Here is a 17,694-nt window from a genome sequence, read left to right as displayed (position 1 = left end):
AACAGGTTCACTCCCTGAATCAGTTGTAGAGGCGTCCGTTGTGACCCTCGCCGGCGCCGCGATTGGCGGCGAACAGCATGGAGTCGGCGGTCGGTGCGTTCTTCAGACCTTCATAGGTGATACCACCGGCACGTGCCTGCAGAAAGGTCTTCTTGGCTTCCCACAGCGACGCTTCGCGGATGCCGTCGAGCAGATCATGCCCGGTCAGGGTCAAGCCACTGACGATGGCCACTGGCGCACCGTTCCACGGATGGTGCTGGGAACACTCGATCAGGTTGGCCTGGCACATCAGGTGAATATGGTAGCTGACGGCTTCAGCACAGTGTTCGCCTACGGCCTGCGGGTAGAAGTGGTGCCCGGCTTCCAGTGCTTCGATCTGCAACAGTAGCTCACGAATCAGTTCCCAATCTCGTTTCATCGTCGATCTCCTCATGAAATTGTCAGTGGCTGACAGGCGCATTTCAGAGCGGGGGCGTCCTGTTCCAAAAGCACACTTAGCAATGAGTCCCCCACGCGCGGTTAGAGTTCAACCCATAGATGCATTTGCCGACGACCACTCATCCATCGTCATGAACTCGCCCTGCCGGGCACGTTTCACAATCCCTATCGGCCACGAGCCGGTCTTTGACGCATGAAGCCTGAGGAGACTCCCATGCCACGTGGAAGCAAGGACAAATACACCGCGGCCCAGAAACGCAAGGCGGCGGCGATCGAGGCCACCTATGAAGAACGTGGTGTCTCGGAAGACGAGGCCCGCGCCCACGCCTGGGCGACCGTGAACAAGCAGTCCGGTGGCGGTGAGCGCGTCGGCGGCTCCGGGCGCACCACCAGCGCCACGCAAAAAGCCAAAGCCCGCAAGGACTCCGCACGCCAGGCGGTATCTACCCGCCAGGGTGAGATACGCCCTGACCGACCGCTGGAAAGCCAGAGCAAGCAGGAACTGCTGCACCTGGCTCGCGCCCGACAGATCACGGGGCGCTCGACCATGCGCAAAGCCGAGCTGGTCGGCGCGCTGAAGAAAGCCTCTTGAATGGAGTAGCGGCATGAGTGAGCAGAACAAGCAGAACAGCGCGATCAACCTGGCGCCCATGGAGCGCGTCATTTCCATCGCTGGCGGCGTATTGCTGATACGAAAAGGACTGGCCGTTCGCGGACTGTTCGGCCTGGTGGATATCGCGGCGGGTGCTCTGGGGGTGTTTCGCGGGGTGGCGGGTATCTGTCCGGCGAAACGGCGCATGGGTTCCAGGGAGCCGACAGCACAGTTGAAACGGCTGCCTGCGCCTCGACGCTTGCTCGGCTAATGGTGAGCAAGATGGCCAGGAGCATCCCTGCTTAGGCGGGCATGCCTGTCTCGTGCAATCGGAGCGGCTTTAGCGGTAGGAACAGATCATCGCCAGAAACTGGTTTTCGGTGCTGGTGCCATGCGGCGCGGTTTCGTCCCAGAGCAGCAGTTCGCCATTGTAGTAAGCGAAATACAGCGCTCCCTCCTGCTCGTCGCGGCTGGCAAAACCACATACGGCGAGATCATCGCCGGCCGCACTGGCGGCAGTACCGAACAATGAATCGAAGCTGATGCCGCGCGGATCGATCGCCGTGAACAGGCTGGTCTTGGCCGCCTCGATATCGGCCTGGGCGGGCGTCACCAGAAACCGCGTTGGGTTGATCTTGCCAGCGACGGGAACCTGCGGCGCAGGCGGCGTCCTTTGACTGCTGCAACCGGCCAGCATCAGCGCAGCGACAAGTGCGACCATCAAGGTTTTCATGCGTTTCACTCCCGTGGAATCCGATCAGGACTGCTCGTCATCTCGCCTGCTGCTTTGCAGGAGGGCGATCAGCGGCGCTGCATTGTATGCCTGCTAGCCGTCGGTTCACCTGCGCCAGGTCACGATCAGCTACCGATAGTTGAGCTAATCACTCCGGATTTGCAGGCATCCGCTGGTATCGGCACGGATGCCACGATAAATTGCGCTATCCACCTGCCCCCGATTCCGGAGCCTTCATGACCACCGACGACACCTGCGCCGATCTGCTCCTCGACAATCAGGTGTGCTTTGCCCTGCATTCCACCTCGCTGATGATGACCAAGGTCTACAAGCCGCTGCTCAAGAAGCTCGGGCTGACCTATCCGCAGTACCTGGCCATGCTGGTGCTGTGGGAGCGCGACGGCATCACCGTAGGCGAGATCAGTGCCCGGCTGCTGACCGATCCGGGTTCACTCACGCCACTGCTCAAGCGTCTGGAAGCCGAGGGCCTGCTCAGTCGAACCCGTAGCAGTACCGACGAGCGCGTCGTGCATCTGCAGCTCACCGACAAGGGCCGTGCCCTGCACGCCGAGGCCCGACGGATTCCCGGGTGCATCATCAATGCCAGCGCGCAAACGGCCAAGCGCCTGGCCAGCCTGACCGCCGAACTCATCGCATTGCGCAAGCAGCTTCAGGAAAGCCTCTGACGCCTGCGGCTCGCGTCCGCGTACGCCCAGCGGCAGGTCTACGATCAGCCTCGCCTACCGGCTTGCCTGTTCGGGCTCCTGAAGCACACTCGATAAAATTCTGAAAATACCTTGCGCGCAAACCAAATCAGGATTAAAGTCCGAATCAGCAACTAACTTGTGCGCTAAATTTTAATGCACAATACATATACCCAAACCGAGGACTCTTATCATGTCTATCGAAACCGTTGCCTACCGTGCTTACGCTGAAGCCACTGGCGGTCGTGAAGGCCGTGCCATTTCCTCCGACGGCGTGCTCGATGTCGCGCTCACCACCCCGAAAGAACTCGGCGGTGCTGGCGGCCTGGGTACCAACCCGGAGCAACTGTTCGCCGCCGGTTATTCGGCCTGCTTCCTTGGGGCGATCAAGTTCGTTGGCGCCCGTGACAAGCACAAGGTCTCCCCGGACAGCTGGATCGAAGGCATCGTCGGCATCGGCGCAGTGCCCACCGGTTTCGCCATCGAAGTGGAATTGAAGATCACCCTGCCAGGTCTGGATCGTGAAGAAGCCCAGGCGCTGATCGACAAGGCGCATATCGTTTGCCCTTACTCGAACGCCACTCAAGGCAATATCGACGTGACTCTGACCCTGGTCGAGTGATCCTCGCGCTAAGCGTATGCTCGAACGACAACGCCCCGGCATAATCCGGGGCGTTGTCGTTATGGGTTCAGGCGGCGCGGCTCTCCAGATGCTGGATCGCCCCGCTACGCCAGGCGCTGTCCAGCACCTCCTGCAGTAATGGCGCATGGAAGTAGCGATCCAGATCGGCGCTCGACCGCCAACTGCCGAGCAGTTGCCAGCGCTGCCGATCCCGGTGCAGCTCGAATACCACGCAGCCTTCAAGGCCACGTACCGGCTCCAGCAGATCGCGCAGGTAGCCGCCCAATTCTTCGCAGCGGCCAGGTGGAGCATCAAGAACGGTGATGTGGGTCTGCATGAGCATGTTTCCCCTCGGGGATGAATCAGGATGGCGAAGCGTCGGCGCTGGCGAGCACCTCGCGCGCCCACACATCACCCAGCGCGTAATCGGTAATGGCACCGGCGAGAAACGGAAAGTCCTCGTGCATCGCCTGTAGCACCGGCTGACCGCCAGTACCGGCAAGCGTCTCGATGACCTTCTCGCCCCGTGCCCGACGTTCATCCTGGGTTGCCTCGGCAGAGGCGATGGCCAATAACAGTACCGGCATGCCGAACCATGGATTATTCATGATGGTTTCTCCCAGGCTCAGTGAATGCTTGCGGTGGGACGAACCACCAGCTCGCTGACGTCGACATCTGCCGGTTGCTCGATGGCGTAGGCCACGGCTCGGGCGATGGCATCGGGGCCGATGGCGACCTTGCGGAACTCACGCATGACTTCACGGGTGGCTTCATCGGAAATGCTCTCGGCCAGTTCGGACTCGACCACACCCGGCGAGACCAGGGTGACGCGGATATCGCCGCCCACTTCCTGACGCAGGCCATCGCTGATCGCCCGCACCGCATACTTGGTGGCGCAATACACCGCTGCCGTCGGCGATACGCGATAGGCGCCGATGGAAGCCACATTGATGATCTGCCCGCTACGCTGCCCCTGCATCACCGGCAAGGCAGCGGCAATGCCATGCAGCACACCGCGGATATTGACGTCGATCATGCGGTTCCACTCGTCGAGCTTGAGGGCTTCGAGCATCGACAGTGGCATCACTCCGGCGTTGTTGATCAGCACGTCGACGCGGCCATATTCGGCAAGCGCGGCGTCCACGAAAGCCTGAACATCGGCGGCATCGGTGACATCCAGCTGGCGGGCGATGGCCTTGCCACCAGTCGCGCCGATTTCTTCGACCAACTGCTGCAGACGCTCGACACGGCGTGCGCCGAGCACGACTCGAGCGCCCTTCTCTGCCAGCAAACGGGCGCAGCCTTCGCCGATACCGCTGCTGGCGCCAGTGATCAGTACGACTTTTTCTTGGATATTGGACATGACGCGATCCTCTGGTAAGTGCGGCTGACTGCGCCGCGATAGCTCCAGAGATTAGGGGGACAGGCCAATTTTCCGTTAGTCGATTACTGGAACATTCTTGCCTGATTCTGCGCAATTGCTTGCGAGTGCTACCTCGTCACTCCCATGCATGCTGGCGCACAGATATAAAATTGCCTATTACTCTCATATGCTTGCCCATTCCTGCGGACTACGCCTGGCGCGCAGGACGTTCGGGCAAATCCCGGATAGCCTGCGCCGAGACTCAGGAGTGACCCCATGATGCAACCCGATCAGCTTGATGAACTGGCCGTCCGGCAAATCGAACTCGCCAACTTGATCAAACGTAAAACGCCCTCGGAGGGCATGCACGACACCCTCATCGAGGGGTTGGGCCTCTCCTATACGACAGCGCCCAGCCTGCCGATGCCGGCGCTTTACCGGCCCTGCCTGTGCATCATCGCCCAGGGTCGCAAGGAGGTTCGCCTGGGTACGGAACAGTACTTCTACGACCCGCTGAATTACCTGGTGGCATCGGTTACCTTGCCGGTCACCGGTCAGGTAATCGAGGCGACACCCGAGCTGCCGTACCTGAGCCTGAAGCTGGATATCGACCCTGCGCTGATCAGCGACCTGCTCGCCGAAGCCGGCCCTATCGGCCTGCCAGACCCCGGTTCTAACCGGGCACTGTTCGTCGACCGCCTGGATCCATCGATGCTCGACGCGGTGATTCGCCTGCTGCGCCTGCTCGACACCCCACGCGATGCCGCCATGCTGGCACCCCTGGCGCTGCGCGAGATTTTCTATCGCCTGCTGCGCAGCCCGCAGGGTCAGCGTTTACGCGAGCTGGTCATGGCCGACAGCCAGGGCCACCGTATCGCCCGCGCCATCGAGTGGATCAACCGGCATTACGATAAACCGCTGCGCATCGAAGAACTGGCCCGCGAGGTCAATCTCAGCGCCTCGACCCTGCACCACCGCTTCAAGTCGGTCACTGCCTTGAGCCCGCTGCAATACCAGAAGCAATTGCGCTTGCAGGAGGCCCGCCGCCTGATGTTCAGCGAAGGGCTGGAAGCGGCATCGGCCAGTTTCCGCGTCGGCTACGAGAGCCCGTCGCAGTTCAGCCGTGAATATAGCCGCCTGTTCGGCGCACCACCGCTGCGCGACATGCACAGATTGCGCAACGCGGGCTGATTGCAGAAAGGCGTAAGCGGCCGTTCGGTGACCCGCGTTGAACCATGGATCACGGCCTTCGGCCCCGGATTACGCCTGCGGCTAATCCAGGCTACGTTCTACGGTCTTAAAGGCGCAAACGGCCATTCGTAGGGTGGACGACGCTGTACCCGTCCACCGCTCTGCAATCGCAATGGTGGATGAAAAGAGCGTCATCCACCCTACGTCCGCTTACGCCACATTGCCGCCGATCTATAGGGATACGGGTTCCTGTTTGCCAAGTGCACAAAGATCGTGAACAGGCTCTTAGAAACGCTGGGTAAGGGTCGCTGTAACGCTACGCTCATCACCCAGATAGCAAGCGACCGCCGAATAGCAGGACGCCACGTAGTATTCATCGGTGAGGTTGTTGGCGGTGACCCGCACCGAGGTTCCCCGCAGCCCGACCTGGGTCAGGTCATAACCGACGGAGGCGTCGAACAGGGTATAGGACGGCACCTTGAAGTCATTCAGTTCGCTGCCCTTGCTCTCCCCTACATAACGCGCACCGGCACCGACCGTCAGACCGGCGAGCGCACCTTCGGTAAAGCTGTAGTCCGCCCACAGGGTGGCCATCTGTTCCGGCGTCTGCGGTGGCGTATTGCCTTTGGCATCCACTACACCCGCACCGTCGTTGACGAAGTAGGACTTGCTGTAGGAGACGTCCGTGTAGGTGTAGCTGGCCATCAGTTGCAGGTTGTCGATGGGTTTGAAGCGCGCTTCGAGCTCGATGCCCTTGGATTGGATGCCGCCAACGCCCTTGTAGAAGCTGTCGGTGACCAGGCTGTTTTCCTTGGCGAACAGGTTTTCCATTTCCAGGTTGAAGAACGACAGCGTGTAGAGGTCGTCGGTGCCCTGGGGCTGGAACTTGATACCGGCTTCCCACTGCTCGCCCGTGGTCGGGTCGAGAATCTGCGCGCCACTGGAGTAATTGGAGGTCGGGTTGAACGAGGTCGAATAACTGACGTAAGGCGACACACCGTTGTCGAACGCGTAGAGCACGCCGACGTGGCCGCTGAGTTTCTCGCCCTGGTTGTCGTTCTGGCCGTTGATTTCATCGTCGATGGAAACGTCGTACCAGTCCTGGCGCAGGCCGAGGGACAGGTTCCAGTTGTCGATCTCGATCAGATCCTGCACGTACAGGCCGGTCTGCTTCTGCCGACGCAGAGCATCGGTCACCGGGTTGATGGCTGTCAGGCCGTTGTTGTCGTAGACAGGATCGAACACATCGATGGGCGTGACCGAACCTGGCGGCTGCAGTATCGAGTTGTCACGCTGGTCGGCGATCTTGTTCTTCGAGTACTGATAATCCAGACCGACCACCACGGTGTGCTGAGCGGCACCAGTGGCGAACTCGGCCTGCAGCATATTATCGACGATCCAGGCGTGCAAACGCTCCTGGCCGCCGCTGTAGCCGCGATACAGCTCGTTGCTGGTGTCACTCAGATAACCCGAGCCCCAGATCTGGCTGTTCGACACGCGCGCATCCAGGTAGCGGAAGTTCTGCCGGGCGCTCCAGGTATCGTCGAAACGATGCTCCAGCTCGTAACCGAGCATCTGCTGGGTTCGGGTGAACTCTTCGACGGCGGGGTCGCCCTCGAAGAAACTGCTCGAGATGCGCTGGCCATTGCGTTTGTGCAGGGTACCGGATGCCGGCAGGCTGCCGTGGTAGCCACCGTTGGGATCGTCCTGCAGGTAGGCGTAGAGGGTCATGAAAGTGTCCTCACCGAGGTTCAACGCCAGGCTGGGCATCAGCGCATAGCGGGTCTCCGTGACATGATCGGCCTGGGAGTCGGCGTCCTTGGCCAGCCCGACGACGCGGTAGGCGATGTTCTCGTTCAACGGCCCGGTAACGTCGAAACCCAGCGACTTGCGGTTGTTGCTGCCGTAGGAGATATCGACCTGCCCAGCCTGGCTGAACTCGGGGCGCTTGGTGCTGATGGCGGCCAGACCTCCCGGATTGCTGCGGCCGTAAAGTACCGAGGATGGGCCCTTGAGCACGTCGATACGCTCGATGAAGTACGGGTCGATCTGCAGGCTGCTGTAGGAGCCGGGATCGCCCATGGACTTCAGGCCGTCGATGATGATGTTGTCCACCGCGCCATCGTTGATGCCGCGAATCGCCAGGTAATCGTAGCGGTGCGTATTACCATAGGGATTGGTCAGCACGCCCGGGGTGTAGCGCATCGCATCGGCAGCGCTGACGGCGCCCTGCTTCTCGATCTGCTCGCGGGTGACCACCGACACGCTCTGCGAGGTTTTCAGCAGCTCCTTGCTGGTTTTGCTCGCCACGCTGCTGTGGGTGGCGTTGTAACCGTCCATGCTGCCCAGCGCATTGCCGAGGGCGAAGGCACGGATAGCGGTGCTCTCCAGTTCCAGCGAGCCCGCGTCGTCCTGGCCAGCGGCCTGCAGCGAGTAGCCGCCATTGCCGTCAGCGGTTGCCTGCAGGCCGCTGCCTTGCAGCAATCGGGAAAACCCCTCGTCGATGTCGAACTCGCCCTGCAGACCAGGGCTCTGCTTGCCTTCGGTGAGGCGTGCATCCACCGACAGCAAGACACCTGTCTCCGCCGCGAAACGACTCAATGCTGCCGACAGCGGGCCGACCGGAATCTGGTAGCTACGTGCGCTCTGCTGGTAGCTGTCAGCCTCGACGGCCTGGGCATGGCCGATCACCGGCGACAATGCCGCCAGCGTCAGCGTGGCAAGGCGGATGGAGCGACGCAGGCAGGTCGGCGAGAAACTGAGACTCGGGTACATGGGTATTCCTCATTGCAGGGGCCGCGCATGACACGCAAGGGCCGGATGCACTGAAGCCAAGCGAAACCGAAAAAGGGGAACCACTGATTGCAATTTTTTTGGCGAAAGCCGCGAGACCGCCACGGCACACGGCTGACGGCCCACGCTTTCAGCCTTGCAGCGGCTCCAGGGTCACCCACCATGGCAAGCGGCGGTTGACGCGAACCGGCAGGCTGCCCTCCAGGGCGTCGAGAATGCGCCCGGTATCGCTCAGGGGATAGGCACCGACCAGGCGCAGATCGGCAACCCGCGGGTCGCATGCGAGATAGCCCGGTACATGTTCGGCCAGCTCCTCGATGAAATCCCCCAACCGCCGGTTATCGGCCAGCAGCACACCCCGGCTCCAGGCCTCACGGGCCTGATCCACCGGCTCGCTGGCCGCGATGCCATGCTGGCCAAAGCGCACCTGATTTCCCGCCTGCAATACCCGTGGTACGGCGCTGCCAAAGGGCTCGATACGCACGGCTCCTTCGAACACGCTGAGCTGAGTGAAGCCATCGCCTTCGCGCACGCTGAAACGGGTGCCCAGTGCTTGCAAACGACCGTGCACAGCATCCACCACCAACGGGCGCGGATCGCGGGCCGTGTCGATCAGCACCTCGCCCTGGAACAGCCGCAGGAGACGTGCCGACGCGCTGTAATCGACATCCAGGGCGGTACGGCTGCTCAGCCACAGATGGGTACCATCGGCCAGGCGTCTGTCACGAATCTCGCCGGTGCCGGTTCGCTCGCTGGCCACCCAGGCGCGCCAGGGACGCCCCTGTGCCGCCACCGTCAGCATGCCGGCTGCGCCCAGCAATGCGAACAGGCCAAGCACCTGACGCCGGCTGCGACCTGTACTGCGCAGCGCCTGGCCGGCGGCCTGACGGCGGGTATCGCCGGGCAGCCGGGCGAACTGGCCGCTGATCGCTTCGACCCGCTGCCAGGCCGCCGCATGCTCGGGCCGCGCCGCCAGCCACTGCCGCCAGGCCTGTTGCTGATGGTCGCTGACCGGTGGATCGGCCAGCACCGCGAACCACTCGGCGGCTTCCTGCAGGGTGCGGTGATCGGGAGCCATCGCTCAGCACTCGACCAGAACGAGGCACTGCAACATCGCCTGGGCCATGTACTTCTTCACCATGCGCTCGGAAACCTGCAGGCGCTGCGCGATGGCCGCATAGGTAAGCCCGTCCAGCTGCGACAGCAGAAACGCCTCGCGCACCTTGCTCGGCAGGCGCAGCAGCATGGCGTCGATGGCCAGCAGGGTTTCGATGATCAGTTCGGCCGCTTCCGGCGAGGGTGCATGCTGCTCCGGCTGCAACGCCAGGGCTTCGAGGTAGGCACGCTCGATCGCCTGGCGCCGCCAGTGATTGACCAGCAGCGAGTGGGCGATGGTCGACAGGTAGGCACGCGGCTCGCGCAGTGTCGGCAGCTCGCGCTCCTTGCTGAGCACGCGCAGGAAGGTGTCCTGAGCCAGATCCGCCGCATTCTCGGCACAGCCCAGACGCCTGCGCAACCAGCCGTTCAACCAGCTGCTGTGCTCGCGATACAACTGTTGCAGGGATTGCTGAGAGGAAACAAGCGACATCGAGCACACCATCACCGTACCTGGAAAAGGCACGAATGGTAATGCTTCTCAGAAGCGAATTATAGGGATTCGTAGTTTTACTGAATGGTCGCCTGGGTCGAGTGCAGCGATACCCGGTAGATCGCACCCTGGGTATCGTTATTTTCAACCCTGGTTACAAGAGCGACCTTCGCTCAGATATTGATCGGTCGGCGACCTGCCAATGCATGGGCCAGGGTGCCGCCATCCACCAGTTCCAGTTCTCCACCGAGCGGCATGCCGTGGGCAATGCGCGAAGCCACCAGGCCTTTGCCGGCGAGCAACTGGGCGATGTAGTGGGCAGTCGCTTCGCCCTCCACCGTCGGGTTGGTCGCCAGTATCACTTCGTTGAACTGGCCGGCATCGATGCGCAACAGCAATTCCGGAATGCCGATGGCTTCCGGGCCCAGCCCATCGAGCGGCGACAGGTGGCCCTTGAGCACGAAATAACGTCCACGGAAACCGGTGTGCTCCACGGCGTAGACGTCCATCGGCCCTTCGACCACACACAGCAGGCTGTCGTCACGGCGCGGATCGAGGCAGATCTGGCAGAGCTCGTCTTCACTCAGGCTGCGGCACGACTTGCAGTAACCGACACCGTCCATTGCCTGATTCAGCGCCTGGGCCAGACGCACTGCGCCGCTGCGGTCGCGCTCGAGCAACTGCAGGGCCATGCGCTGGGCGGTCTTCTGGCCGACGCCGGGCAGGATGCGCAGGGAGTCGATCAGTTGGCGGATCAGGGGACTGAAGCTCATGGTGCGGGGCTCGACGATAAAAACGGGAAGATAGTACGGCAAAGCGTCGCTACGCGACTCGATCCTGCGGATGCTTTAAGGCGGAAGCGGACGCTCACCCCGTAGGGTGGATCGGGGCGCGTAGCTGACGCTCTTTTCATCCACCAGCCCGTAGGATGGGTGAAACCCATCAATTTCCGATGGGTTTCACCCATCCTACGACCGTCCGCTTCCGCCTTGCAGCGGCCTTAGAACGGCATCTTGAAACCGGGCGGCAGCTGCATGCCGGAGGTCATGCCGGACATCTTGTCCTGGCTGTTCTGTTCGATCTTGCGCACGGCATCATTGACGGCAGCGGCGATCAGGTCTTCGAGGATTTCCTTGTCTTCCTGCATCAGGCTGTCGTCGAGGCTGACGCGCTTGACGTCATGACGGCCCGTCATCACCACGCTGACCAGGCCGGCGCCGGACTGCCCGGTGACCTCGGCGCTGGCCAACTCTTCCTGCATCTTCTGCATTTTTTCCTGCATCTGCTGTGCCTGCTTCATCAGGCCGGCCATGCCACCTTTCATCATGATGTTGTCCTCGGTAGTCAGGGATTAACGACGGTATCGACGGGTTCGATGCTGCCCGCACGCACGGAGGCGGCGAACTGCGAAATCATCTGCTGGATCAGCGGATCGTTCTGGATCGAAGCCTCGGCCTCGCGCTGGCGATTGGCGCGTTTGCGCGCCGCCGCCTGGGCAGGCGTTTCCTGCTCGGGCTTGATCAGCTCGATATTCAGTTGCAGCTCACGGCCATGGTAGCCGTTCAGTGCATCGTTCAGGCGCCGCAGCTGGGTCGCGTTGAACAGCGCACTGTGGGCGGGATCCAGGTGCAGCAGCCACTTGTCACCCTCCACGGCGATCAGGCTGCAGTTGGCGGCGATGCTGCCCGTCATGCCGCTCAGGCCCAGTTTCGGGAACAACTCGAGCCAGTCCGCCGCCAGACCGCTGGCCGGCAATGAAGCAGGCTCGGGCTCCGCTTCCGGCTGCTCGTCGGATAGCGCATCGGCGAAATCGTAATCCAGGTTCTCGGTATCCATCGCCACGTAGTCGTAGTCACCGGGTGGCGGCTCGTCATCGTTGTCGGGTGGATTCAGATCACTGCTATCGATCACCGGCACCTCGGCCAGTTCCGGAACGGGCAATGCTGCTGCCGGCTCGGGTTCAGGTGCCTTGGCTGGTTCCTCAGGCTTCGGCTCAGGCTGCGCCTGCACGGCAACCAGCTCCTGCGGCGCTTCGCTCACTGGCGCCGCAGGCGCGATGGTTTTGATTTCGGCCGGAGCCTCTTCCCAAGGCGGGGTTACCGCAGGTACAGCAACAACCGCCGCTTGCGCAACGGGCGCTGGCGCGACAGGCGCAGGTTCGACAACAGGCTCAAGTGCTGGTGCCGGTTGCACGACGGCGACTGGCGCGGGTTCGCTAGGCGCCGCCGCAACCCCGGTGGGGGCACTGGCAACAGACGGCGACACGGCAGGAGCCGCGTCGGCCAGCGGAGTTGCCTGGGGATCAGCCTTGGCCTGGCTGATCCCCAGTGGCTTTAGCGCCACCTTCGGGACATCGCCCTTGCCCGCTGGCCTGAACGCCAGCATGCGTAGCAGCACCATCTCGAAACCGCTGCGTGGATCCGGCGCCAGAGGCAGGTCACGCCGGCCGATCAGGCCCATCTGATAATAGAACTGTACGTCCTCAGCCGGCAGCGCCTGGGCGAGACCCAGAACCCGGTCACGGTCGCCCTGGCCGTTGTCCACCGCATCCGGCAGCGCCTGGGCGATGGCCACGCGGTGCAGCACATTGAGCATTTCCGCCAGCACGCCACTCCAGTCCGGGCCTTGCTCGGCGAGCTGGCGCACCGCCTCGATCAAGCCGCGGGCGTCGCCCTCGATCAGCGCGTGCAGCACGCCGTACACCTGGCCATGGTCGAGGGTACCGAGCATGGCGCGCACGTCGGCGGCGAGTACCTTGCCCTCACCGAAGGCGATGGCCTGGTCGGTCAGGCTCATGGCGTCGCGCATGGAACCGTCGGCGGCGCGACCGAGCAGCCACAGGGCATCGTCTTCGAAGGGGATGTTCTCGGCGCCCAGAACGTGGGTCAGGTGCTCGACCACACGTTCTGGCGGCATGTTCTTCAGGGAGAACTGCAGGCAGCGCGACAGCACGGTGACCGGCAACTTCTGCGGGTCGGTGGTGGCGAGCAGGAATTTGACGTGGGGTGGTGGTTCCTCGAGCGTCTTGAGCAAGGCGTTGAAGGAACTGGTGGAGAGCATGTGCACTTCGTCGATCAGGTAGACCTTGAAACGCCCACGGCTCGGCGAGTACTGCACGTTGTCGAGCAGTTCGCGGGTGTCTTCCACCTTGGTGCGGCTGGCGGCGTCCACTTCGATCAGGTCGACGAAGCGGCCTTCATCGATCTCCCGGCACACCGAGCAGGTGCCGCAGGGCGTGGAACTGATACCGGTTTCGCAGTTCAGGCACTTGGCGATGATCCGCGCGATCGTGGTCTTGCCCACGCCACGGGTGCCGGTAAACAGATAGGCGTGGTGCAGGCGCTGGCTGTCGAGTGCGTTGATCAGCGCTTTCAGCACATGGGTCTGCCCGACCATTTCGCGAAACGAACGCGGGCGCCATTTGCGTGCAAGAACCTGATAACTCATTGAAAACCGTCGCCAGAGGAAAGCAAAAGAGGACTAATGCTAGCTCAAATCGCTCTCTCAGTGCGATGCCGATCAGCGGACATGAAAAAGAATGGGATCAGGGCTGGCTAAATTTTATACAGCCACGTATAGTCCGCATCGTTCGTACCACGCTGCAAGTCATTCGGCCTTATGGCCTTCTCGATGGTTTCCTGGCAATCGGCATCGCAAACGATGCACGCATAAATGCCAAGACCCCCTCCGCTGACTGATCTGGCCGTCCCGCTCACGCGTCGACCTTCCGCCAGCCTTCCGAAGTACAGACCCGCTCTAGTTTTCACCTCACTTACAGGTGGAACTTAAAAGCGCGCAGTCCGCTCCGATAATCAATCCCATTGGCCCAAGCCAGTGCCCGGAGCCCTCTTTTATGGCGCGATCATGTGCCCGTAGTATCAGGAAACACCCGAATATGAATACCAATCAACAAATCCAAACTGCTATCCATACCCTGTCCAACGCTTTCGCTCCGCTCGCCTGTCATATCCTGGCGCCCCGCAAGGGCAGCTTCAGCTTTACCGTGGTCGACCACACCGGTGTCGCGCAGCACAGCCAGCGTCTGTACCCTGGCCAGTACAGCGACGATTCCCTGAAAGGCGTGATCGAACGTACGCGTCAGGCACTGCGTCGCTGACAGGTAATGTTGCAAACAACATCACTATTAGGGCAGCCATCGTCGAACTAAATGAATCCTGGCTACTCATAGGTATTCATACTTCAACTGGAGTTCGTCAATGGAAAATAGTAATCGACAGCTTGTCGAGCAGCTATTCGCCCCCCTACGCGCCACCTTCAGTCGGCCTCGCCCGGACGGCAGCATCGTTCTTTCCCTGATCGATGAAGCCGACGCCACCGCCTACAGCCGGGTGCTGCAGAAGCTGCAGCTCAATGATTCGAATGCGTTCGCTCAGAGTCTCGAAGATATCCGCCTCGAACTCGCCGTCAGAGCTGGCAATATTCCGGCCGAAATGCGCAAGATGCTCAAGGAACAGGACAGCGTAATCAGCTACCACCACGCCTGAGACCTGTCCAAGACAAAGCCCCGCAGCCTGATCGGCGCGGGGCTTTGTCGTTTTTGCGATCCTGAGCGCGCAAAGCGCAGTACTCCACTCGTCGGCCTATTGCCTGGACAGGAATTTTTTTGCAACAGTGAAGCAGAGCGCGCTTGAAGCCATACCTGAGCGCCCCCAGACTTTATCTGTCGGCACCGCACGGGCACAGCCCTATTCGATCACGCGAAAAACGGATGAGGAAACACCCATGAGCAGCCCTGACGAGCAACACGCCAATCGATCCAGCGCCAAATCGGAAATCGCCAATGGCGCGGTGATCGACCCCAGCGGCCGCGAGATTCCGATCACTGAAAGCATGATCCAGCAAGCTTGCAGCGAGCTGGACAAGGGGCTGGACAAAGCACGGGAAGAAAGCGCTTCCTGAAGCACCCGCCAGCCCACATGCCGCCGTTACGCCACGCTGATTACGCGCGCCCCCAACGCCGTGATCAGCGCTCGCAAGCTTTCATCTTCGCCTCTCAGCTCCACCTCAAGCCCCTCGATTTCCCGACGCATCGGATACTGCTTGCGCAGCAGATCGAAACCAGCCCTGCGCGCCTGCGCGTCGGCAACCAGGCTGCGCCGTAAATCAGCGTCGTCGCGACGTGGGTCATAGACCGCACGACACAGGGTTGCCAGTGCCCAGGCGGGATCACTTCCGGCGGAAATAGTGAGGCGCGGCAACCAGCGCTCAGGTGTAAAGGTATCCAGTGCCAGTGTCGGCGAAATGCCCTGGCGCCGACAGAAAGCCTCGTAGATCTGCGCCGTACCGCGCAGCTTGCCGTCCAGGCTGTAGCCGGCGATATGCGGCGTAGCGATAGCGCACAGCGCGGCCAGAAGCGGATCGACCAGCGGCTCGCCCTCCCAGACATCCAGCACCGCGTGCAAGTCAGCGCCCTGTTGCAGGCGTTCACGAAGGGCGACGGTATCCACCACCGCACCACGGCTGGCATTGATGAGCCAGGCACCCGGCTTGAGCCGCCCCAGACGCTCGGCATCGAACAGATGATAAGTAGGCCATTCGCCGCCGCGCTCCAGCGGCGTATGCAAGCTGATCACATCGCATTGCTCGACAATCTGCTGCAACTCAACGAAATCACCGCCCTCGGCACACTGGCGCGGCGGATCGCAGACCAACACGCGCCAGCCCAGAGCGCGTAACACCTGTACCAGCCGCCCGCCGACCTGGCCGGCGCCGACCACGCCATAGGTACGTTCCGGCAAGTCAACGCCGAGTCGCTCGGCCAGCACCAGGAGGCTGCCAAGTACGTAATCCACCACACCACGCGCATTGCAACCCGGCGCACTGCTCCAGGCAACGCCGGCCTCGGCGAAATAATCCAGATCCAGATGGTCGGTGCCGATGGTGCAGGTACCGACGAAACGTACCTGGCTACCCTCCAGCAACGCCCGGTCGACCCTGGTCACCGAGCGCACCAGCAGCAACTCGGCATCGCCGAGAGCAGCACGATCGATGGCCCGGCCAGGCAACCGGCGAATCTCGCCAAAACCGGCAAAGAACTCTTCGAGCAGGGGGATGTTTTCGTCGGCGACTATGCGCATGGGGGATCTCCGCAATCAGGCGTACATTCTAACCAGATACATCGCCCGGCGCCTTTCCTGACCGAACCGTCAGCGCGTAGACTGCACGGCTTTCCACGTATGACTGCGAATCCTCCATGCCTGCCCGATCCCGCCTGCAGCGCGTGCGCACCGAACTGCGCACGCTGCTGGCCCTGGCCACGCCCATCATCATCGCGCAACTGGCGTACACCTCTATCGGCTTCGTCGATACGGTGATGTCCGGGCGCTTCAGCGCGCGCGACCTGGCCGCGGTGGCATTGGGCAACTCGATCTGGGTACCGGTATTCCTGCTGATGACCGGCATCCTGCTGGCCACCACACCAAAGGTGGCGCAGCGTTTCGGCGCCGGGCAGCACGCAGAGATCGGCCCGCTGGTGCGCCAGGCGTTGTGGCTGGCTCTGGCGGTGGGCTGCCTGGCGGGCGCCGTGCTGTGGAATGCCGAGGTCGTGCTACGGCTGACGAAGGTCGACCCCGACCTGATCGAGCCGGCCATGGGCTACCTGCACGGCGTGGCGTTCGGCTTCCCCTGCGTGGCGTTGTTCCATGTACTGCGCTGCTACAGCGACGGCCTGGGCCGCACACGACCGGCCATGGTGGTGGGCCTGTTCGGCCTGATGCTGAACATCCCCCTGAACTACGTGCTGATCTACGGCAAGCTCGGCCTGCCGCCGCTGGGCAGTGTCGGCTGTGGCTGGGCCACCGCGCTGGTGATGCTGTTCATGTTGCTGGGCATGCTCTGGTGGATTCGCCGCGCGCCGGCGTATAAAAACACCACGCCACTGCAGCATTTCGACCCGCCGCACTGGCCGCTGATCAAACGACTGCTGGGCATCGGCCTGCCAATCGGTATCTCGGTATTCGCCGAGTCGAGCATCTTCGCGGTGATCGCCCTGCTGATCGGCGGCCTGGGCGCCACTGTGGTGGCCGGGCATCAGATCGCCCTGAATTTCGCCTCACTGGTATTCATGATCCCCTACTCCATCGGCATGGCGGCCACCGTACGCGTCGGCCAGGCCCTGGGGCGCGGCGAGCCGCGCGAGGCACGCTTCGCCGCAGGCGTCAGCATGGTGACCGCCCTGGCCTATGCCTGCGTGTCAGCCAGTTGCATGCTGCTGATGCGCGAGCAGATCGCGCAGATCTACACGCCCGCGCCGGAAGTCATCGCCCTGGCCGCGAGCCTGATCGTCTACGCCGCGCTATTCCAGTTCTCGGACGCCCTCCAGGTCACGGCTGCAGGCGCCCTGCGCGGTTACCAGGACACTCGCGCGACCATGATCATGACCCTGTTCGCCTACTGGGGGATCGGCTTGCCGGTCGGCTACGTGCTGGGCCTGACCGACCTGTTCGGCGAGGCCAGCGGCCCGGCTGGATTGTGGGAAGGCTTGATCGTCGGCCTGACCTGCGCGGCGCTGATGCTGACCCTGCGCCTGAAAAGCAGCGCCCGACGGCATATCCGGCTGGTCGAGGCGCGCAGGCACGAAGAGGCGTCGACCAATTGAATCTGCCAGCGTTAGCGGACAATCGTAGGTCGTAGGATGGGTGCAACCCATC

Annotated in this window: 21 protein-coding genes; 9 read left to right on the top strand and 12 right to left on the bottom strand. The window is 62.3% G+C overall.

Annotation, left to right across the window (positions count from 1 at the left end):
* Positions 1–19: 19 nt before the first annotated feature.
* A complete protein-coding gene (locus tag DNK10_RS07765; protein ID WP_165493686.1) occupies positions 20–418 on the bottom strand; it encodes a DUF2513 domain-containing protein in 399 nt (132 codons plus the stop codon).
* 234 nt (positions 419–652) lie between these two features.
* On the opposite strand from DNK10_RS07765, the gene DNK10_RS07760 reads away from it, so the two are divergent.
* Positions 653–1,030, top strand: coding sequence for a Rho termination factor N-terminal domain-containing protein (locus DNK10_RS07760; RefSeq protein ID WP_131191132.1), 378 nt, complete (start codon positions 653–655; stop codon positions 1,028–1,030).
* Between the two features lie 13 nt (positions 1,031–1,043).
* Complete coding sequence (locus DNK10_RS07755; RefSeq protein WP_131191131.1) at positions 1,044–1,301, top strand: YgaP-like transmembrane domain; 258 nt, start codon at positions 1,044–1,046, stop codon at positions 1,299–1,301.
* A 69-nt stretch (positions 1,302–1,370) separates the two neighbouring features.
* Here the strand turns inward: DNK10_RS07755 and DNK10_RS07750 are convergent, their stop codons facing one another.
* Positions 1,371–1,763, bottom strand: a complete 393-nt coding sequence (locus DNK10_RS07750; RefSeq protein WP_131191130.1) for a hypothetical protein — start codon at positions 1,761–1,763, stop codon at positions 1,371–1,373.
* Between the two features lie 236 nt (positions 1,764–1,999).
* Between DNK10_RS07750 and DNK10_RS07745 the strand changes: the two genes are divergently transcribed.
* A complete protein-coding gene (locus DNK10_RS07745) occupies positions 2,000–2,449 on the top strand; it encodes a MarR family winged helix-turn-helix transcriptional regulator (RefSeq protein ID WP_131191129.1) in 450 nt (149 codons plus the stop codon).
* A gap of 211 nt (positions 2,450–2,660) precedes the next feature.
* Positions 2,661–3,089, top strand: a complete 429-nt coding sequence (locus tag DNK10_RS07740; RefSeq protein WP_131181998.1) for an organic hydroperoxide resistance protein — start codon at positions 2,661–2,663, stop codon at positions 3,087–3,089.
* A gap of 67 nt (positions 3,090–3,156) precedes the next feature.
* On the opposite strand, the gene DNK10_RS07735 is transcribed toward DNK10_RS07740, so the two are convergent.
* From DNK10_RS07735 to DNK10_RS07725, 3 genes are read right to left on the bottom strand one after another with little or no spacing between them, the layout of a single operon-like run.
* Positions 3,157–3,432, bottom strand: a complete 276-nt coding sequence (locus DNK10_RS07735; protein WP_165495959.1) for a putative quinol monooxygenase — start codon at positions 3,430–3,432, stop codon at positions 3,157–3,159.
* 19 nt (positions 3,433–3,451) lie between these two features.
* On the bottom strand, positions 3,452–3,697 hold the full coding sequence (locus DNK10_RS07730) for a hypothetical protein (protein WP_131191127.1): 246 nt from the start codon (positions 3,695–3,697) through the stop codon (positions 3,452–3,454).
* 17 nt (positions 3,698–3,714) lie between these two features.
* Positions 3,715–4,452 (bottom strand): SDR family oxidoreductase, encoded by a 738-nt coding sequence (locus tag DNK10_RS07725; protein WP_131181995.1) that lies wholly within the window; start codon positions 4,450–4,452, stop codon positions 3,715–3,717.
* Between the two features lie 279 nt (positions 4,453–4,731).
* Between DNK10_RS07725 and DNK10_RS07720 the strand changes: the two genes are divergently transcribed.
* Positions 4,732–5,643 carry an AraC family transcriptional regulator gene (locus DNK10_RS07720; protein ID WP_131191188.1) on the top strand — a complete coding sequence of 304 codons (912 nt, stop codon included), beginning with the start codon at positions 4,732–4,734 and terminating at the stop codon, positions 5,641–5,643.
* A gap of 285 nt (positions 5,644–5,928) precedes the next feature.
* On the opposite strand, the gene DNK10_RS07715 is transcribed toward DNK10_RS07720, so the two are convergent.
* The 6 genes from DNK10_RS07715 to dnaX all read right to left on the bottom strand — a co-directional run bounded on the left by DNK10_RS07715 (position 5,929) and on the right by dnaX (position 13,471).
* Positions 5,929–8,418, bottom strand: coding sequence for a TonB-dependent siderophore receptor (locus DNK10_RS07715; protein ID WP_131191126.1), 2,490 nt, complete (start codon positions 8,416–8,418; stop codon positions 5,929–5,931).
* A gap of 148 nt (positions 8,419–8,566) precedes the next feature.
* Positions 8,567–9,514: a FecR domain-containing protein gene (locus DNK10_RS07710; protein ID WP_131181993.1), complete on the bottom strand. Its 948-nt coding sequence runs from the start codon at positions 9,512–9,514 to the stop codon at positions 8,567–8,569.
* Between the two features lie 3 nt (positions 9,515–9,517).
* Positions 9,518–10,024, bottom strand: coding sequence for a sigma-70 family RNA polymerase sigma factor (locus tag DNK10_RS07705; protein WP_131191125.1), 507 nt, complete (start codon positions 10,022–10,024; stop codon positions 9,518–9,520).
* 173 nt (positions 10,025–10,197) lie between these two features.
* Positions 10,198–10,797, bottom strand: a complete 600-nt coding sequence (gene recR / locus DNK10_RS07700) for a recombination mediator RecR (protein ID WP_131191124.1) — start codon at positions 10,795–10,797, stop codon at positions 10,198–10,200.
* A gap of 227 nt (positions 10,798–11,024) precedes the next feature.
* On the bottom strand, positions 11,025–11,351 hold the full coding sequence (locus DNK10_RS07695) for a YbaB/EbfC family nucleoid-associated protein (protein ID WP_131191123.1): 327 nt from the start codon (positions 11,349–11,351) through the stop codon (positions 11,025–11,027).
* Positions 11,352–11,368: 17 nt separating this feature from the next.
* Positions 11,369–13,471, bottom strand: a complete 2,103-nt coding sequence (dnaX, locus tag DNK10_RS07690) for a DNA polymerase III subunit gamma/tau (protein WP_131191122.1) — start codon at positions 13,469–13,471, stop codon at positions 11,369–11,371.
* A 448-nt stretch (positions 13,472–13,919) separates the two neighbouring features.
* On the opposite strand from dnaX, the gene DNK10_RS07685 reads away from it, so the two are divergent.
* From DNK10_RS07685 to DNK10_RS25840, 3 genes are all read left to right on the top strand, one after another.
* Entirely contained in the window at positions 13,920–14,141 is a 222-nt protein-coding gene (locus DNK10_RS07685; RefSeq protein ID WP_131181989.1) for a hypothetical protein, read from the top strand.
* 100 nt (positions 14,142–14,241) lie between these two features.
* The gene (locus DNK10_RS07680; RefSeq protein ID WP_131181987.1) at positions 14,242–14,529 is read left to right on the top strand and encodes a DUF3509 domain-containing protein; all 288 of its coding nucleotides are present in this window, start codon (positions 14,242–14,244) and stop codon (positions 14,527–14,529) included.
* Positions 14,530–14,767: 238 nt separating this feature from the next.
* Positions 14,768–14,944, top strand: coding sequence for a PA1571 family protein (locus DNK10_RS25840; protein WP_165495958.1), 177 nt, complete (start codon positions 14,768–14,770; stop codon positions 14,942–14,944).
* Between the two features lie 26 nt (positions 14,945–14,970).
* Here DNK10_RS25840 and pdxB read toward each other — a convergent pair whose 3' ends face one another.
* Positions 14,971–16,122 (bottom strand): 4-phosphoerythronate dehydrogenase PdxB, encoded by a 1,152-nt coding sequence (gene pdxB, locus DNK10_RS07675; RefSeq protein ID WP_131191121.1) that lies wholly within the window; start codon positions 16,120–16,122, stop codon positions 14,971–14,973.
* Positions 16,123–16,238: 116 nt separating this feature from the next.
* Between pdxB and DNK10_RS07670 the strand changes: the two genes are divergently transcribed.
* A complete protein-coding gene (locus DNK10_RS07670) occupies positions 16,239–17,642 on the top strand; it encodes an MATE family efflux transporter (protein ID WP_131191120.1) in 1,404 nt (467 codons plus the stop codon).
* Positions 17,643–17,694: the final 52 nt, after the last annotated feature.

Origin of the sequence: Phytopseudomonas daroniae (assembly GCF_004327275.1) — a bacterium.
GTDB lineage: Bacteria > Pseudomonadota > Gammaproteobacteria > Pseudomonadales > Pseudomonadaceae > Aquipseudomonas > Aquipseudomonas daroniae.
Note: the sequence above shows the minus strand (reverse complement) of the source record. Positions and strands in the feature narration are given on the sequence as shown.

Excerpts from the sequence above, each read along its gene's own strand:
- DNK10_RS07765 (WP_165493686.1), bottom strand. The coding sequence starts at position 418 with ATGAAACGAGATTGGGAACTGATTCGTGAGCTACTGTTGCAGATCGAA.
- DNK10_RS07760 (WP_131191132.1), top strand. The coding sequence starts at position 653 with ATGCCACGTGGAAGCAAGGACAAATACACCGCGGCCCAGAAACGCAAG.
- DNK10_RS07755 (WP_131191131.1), top strand. The coding sequence starts at position 1,044 with ATGAGTGAGCAGAACAAGCAGAACAGCGCGATCAACCTGGCGCCCATG.
- DNK10_RS07750 (WP_131191130.1), bottom strand. The coding sequence starts at position 1,763 with ATGAAAACCTTGATGGTCGCACTTGTCGCTGCGCTGATGCTGGCCGGT.
- DNK10_RS07745 (WP_131191129.1), top strand. The coding sequence starts at position 2,000 with ATGACCACCGACGACACCTGCGCCGATCTGCTCCTCGACAATCAGGTG.
- DNK10_RS07740 (WP_131181998.1), top strand. The coding sequence starts at position 2,661 with ATGTCTATCGAAACCGTTGCCTACCGTGCTTACGCTGAAGCCACTGGC.
- DNK10_RS07735 (WP_165495959.1), bottom strand. The coding sequence starts at position 3,432 with ATGCTCATGCAGACCCACATCACCGTTCTTGATGCTCCACCTGGCCGC.
- DNK10_RS07730 (WP_131191127.1), bottom strand. The coding sequence starts at position 3,697 with ATGAATAATCCATGGTTCGGCATGCCGGTACTGTTATTGGCCATCGCC.
- DNK10_RS07725 (WP_131181995.1), bottom strand. The coding sequence starts at position 4,452 with ATGTCCAATATCCAAGAAAAAGTCGTACTGATCACTGGCGCCAGCAGC.
- DNK10_RS07720 (WP_131191188.1), top strand. The coding sequence starts at position 4,732 with ATGCAACCCGATCAGCTTGATGAACTGGCCGTCCGGCAAATCGAACTC.
- DNK10_RS07715 (WP_131191126.1), bottom strand. The coding sequence starts at position 8,418 with ATGTACCCGAGTCTCAGTTTCTCGCCGACCTGCCTGCGTCGCTCCATC.
- DNK10_RS07710 (WP_131181993.1), bottom strand. The coding sequence starts at position 9,514 with ATGGCTCCCGATCACCGCACCCTGCAGGAAGCCGCCGAGTGGTTCGCG.
- DNK10_RS07705 (WP_131191125.1), bottom strand. The coding sequence starts at position 10,024 with ATGTCGCTTGTTTCCTCTCAGCAATCCCTGCAACAGTTGTATCGCGAG.
- recR (WP_131191124.1), bottom strand. The coding sequence starts at position 10,797 with ATGAGCTTCAGTCCCCTGATCCGCCAACTGATCGACTCCCTGCGCATC.
- DNK10_RS07695 (WP_131191123.1), bottom strand. The coding sequence starts at position 11,351 with ATGATGAAAGGTGGCATGGCCGGCCTGATGAAGCAGGCACAGCAGATG.
- dnaX (WP_131191122.1), bottom strand. The coding sequence starts at position 13,471 with ATGAGTTATCAGGTTCTTGCACGCAAATGGCGCCCGCGTTCGTTTCGC.
- DNK10_RS07685 (WP_131181989.1), top strand. The coding sequence starts at position 13,920 with ATGAATACCAATCAACAAATCCAAACTGCTATCCATACCCTGTCCAAC.
- DNK10_RS07680 (WP_131181987.1), top strand. The coding sequence starts at position 14,242 with ATGGAAAATAGTAATCGACAGCTTGTCGAGCAGCTATTCGCCCCCCTA.
- DNK10_RS25840 (WP_165495958.1), top strand. The coding sequence starts at position 14,768 with ATGAGCAGCCCTGACGAGCAACACGCCAATCGATCCAGCGCCAAATCG.
- pdxB (WP_131191121.1), bottom strand. The coding sequence starts at position 16,122 with ATGCGCATAGTCGCCGACGAAAACATCCCCCTGCTCGAAGAGTTCTTT.
- DNK10_RS07670 (WP_131191120.1), top strand. The coding sequence starts at position 16,239 with ATGCCTGCCCGATCCCGCCTGCAGCGCGTGCGCACCGAACTGCGCACG.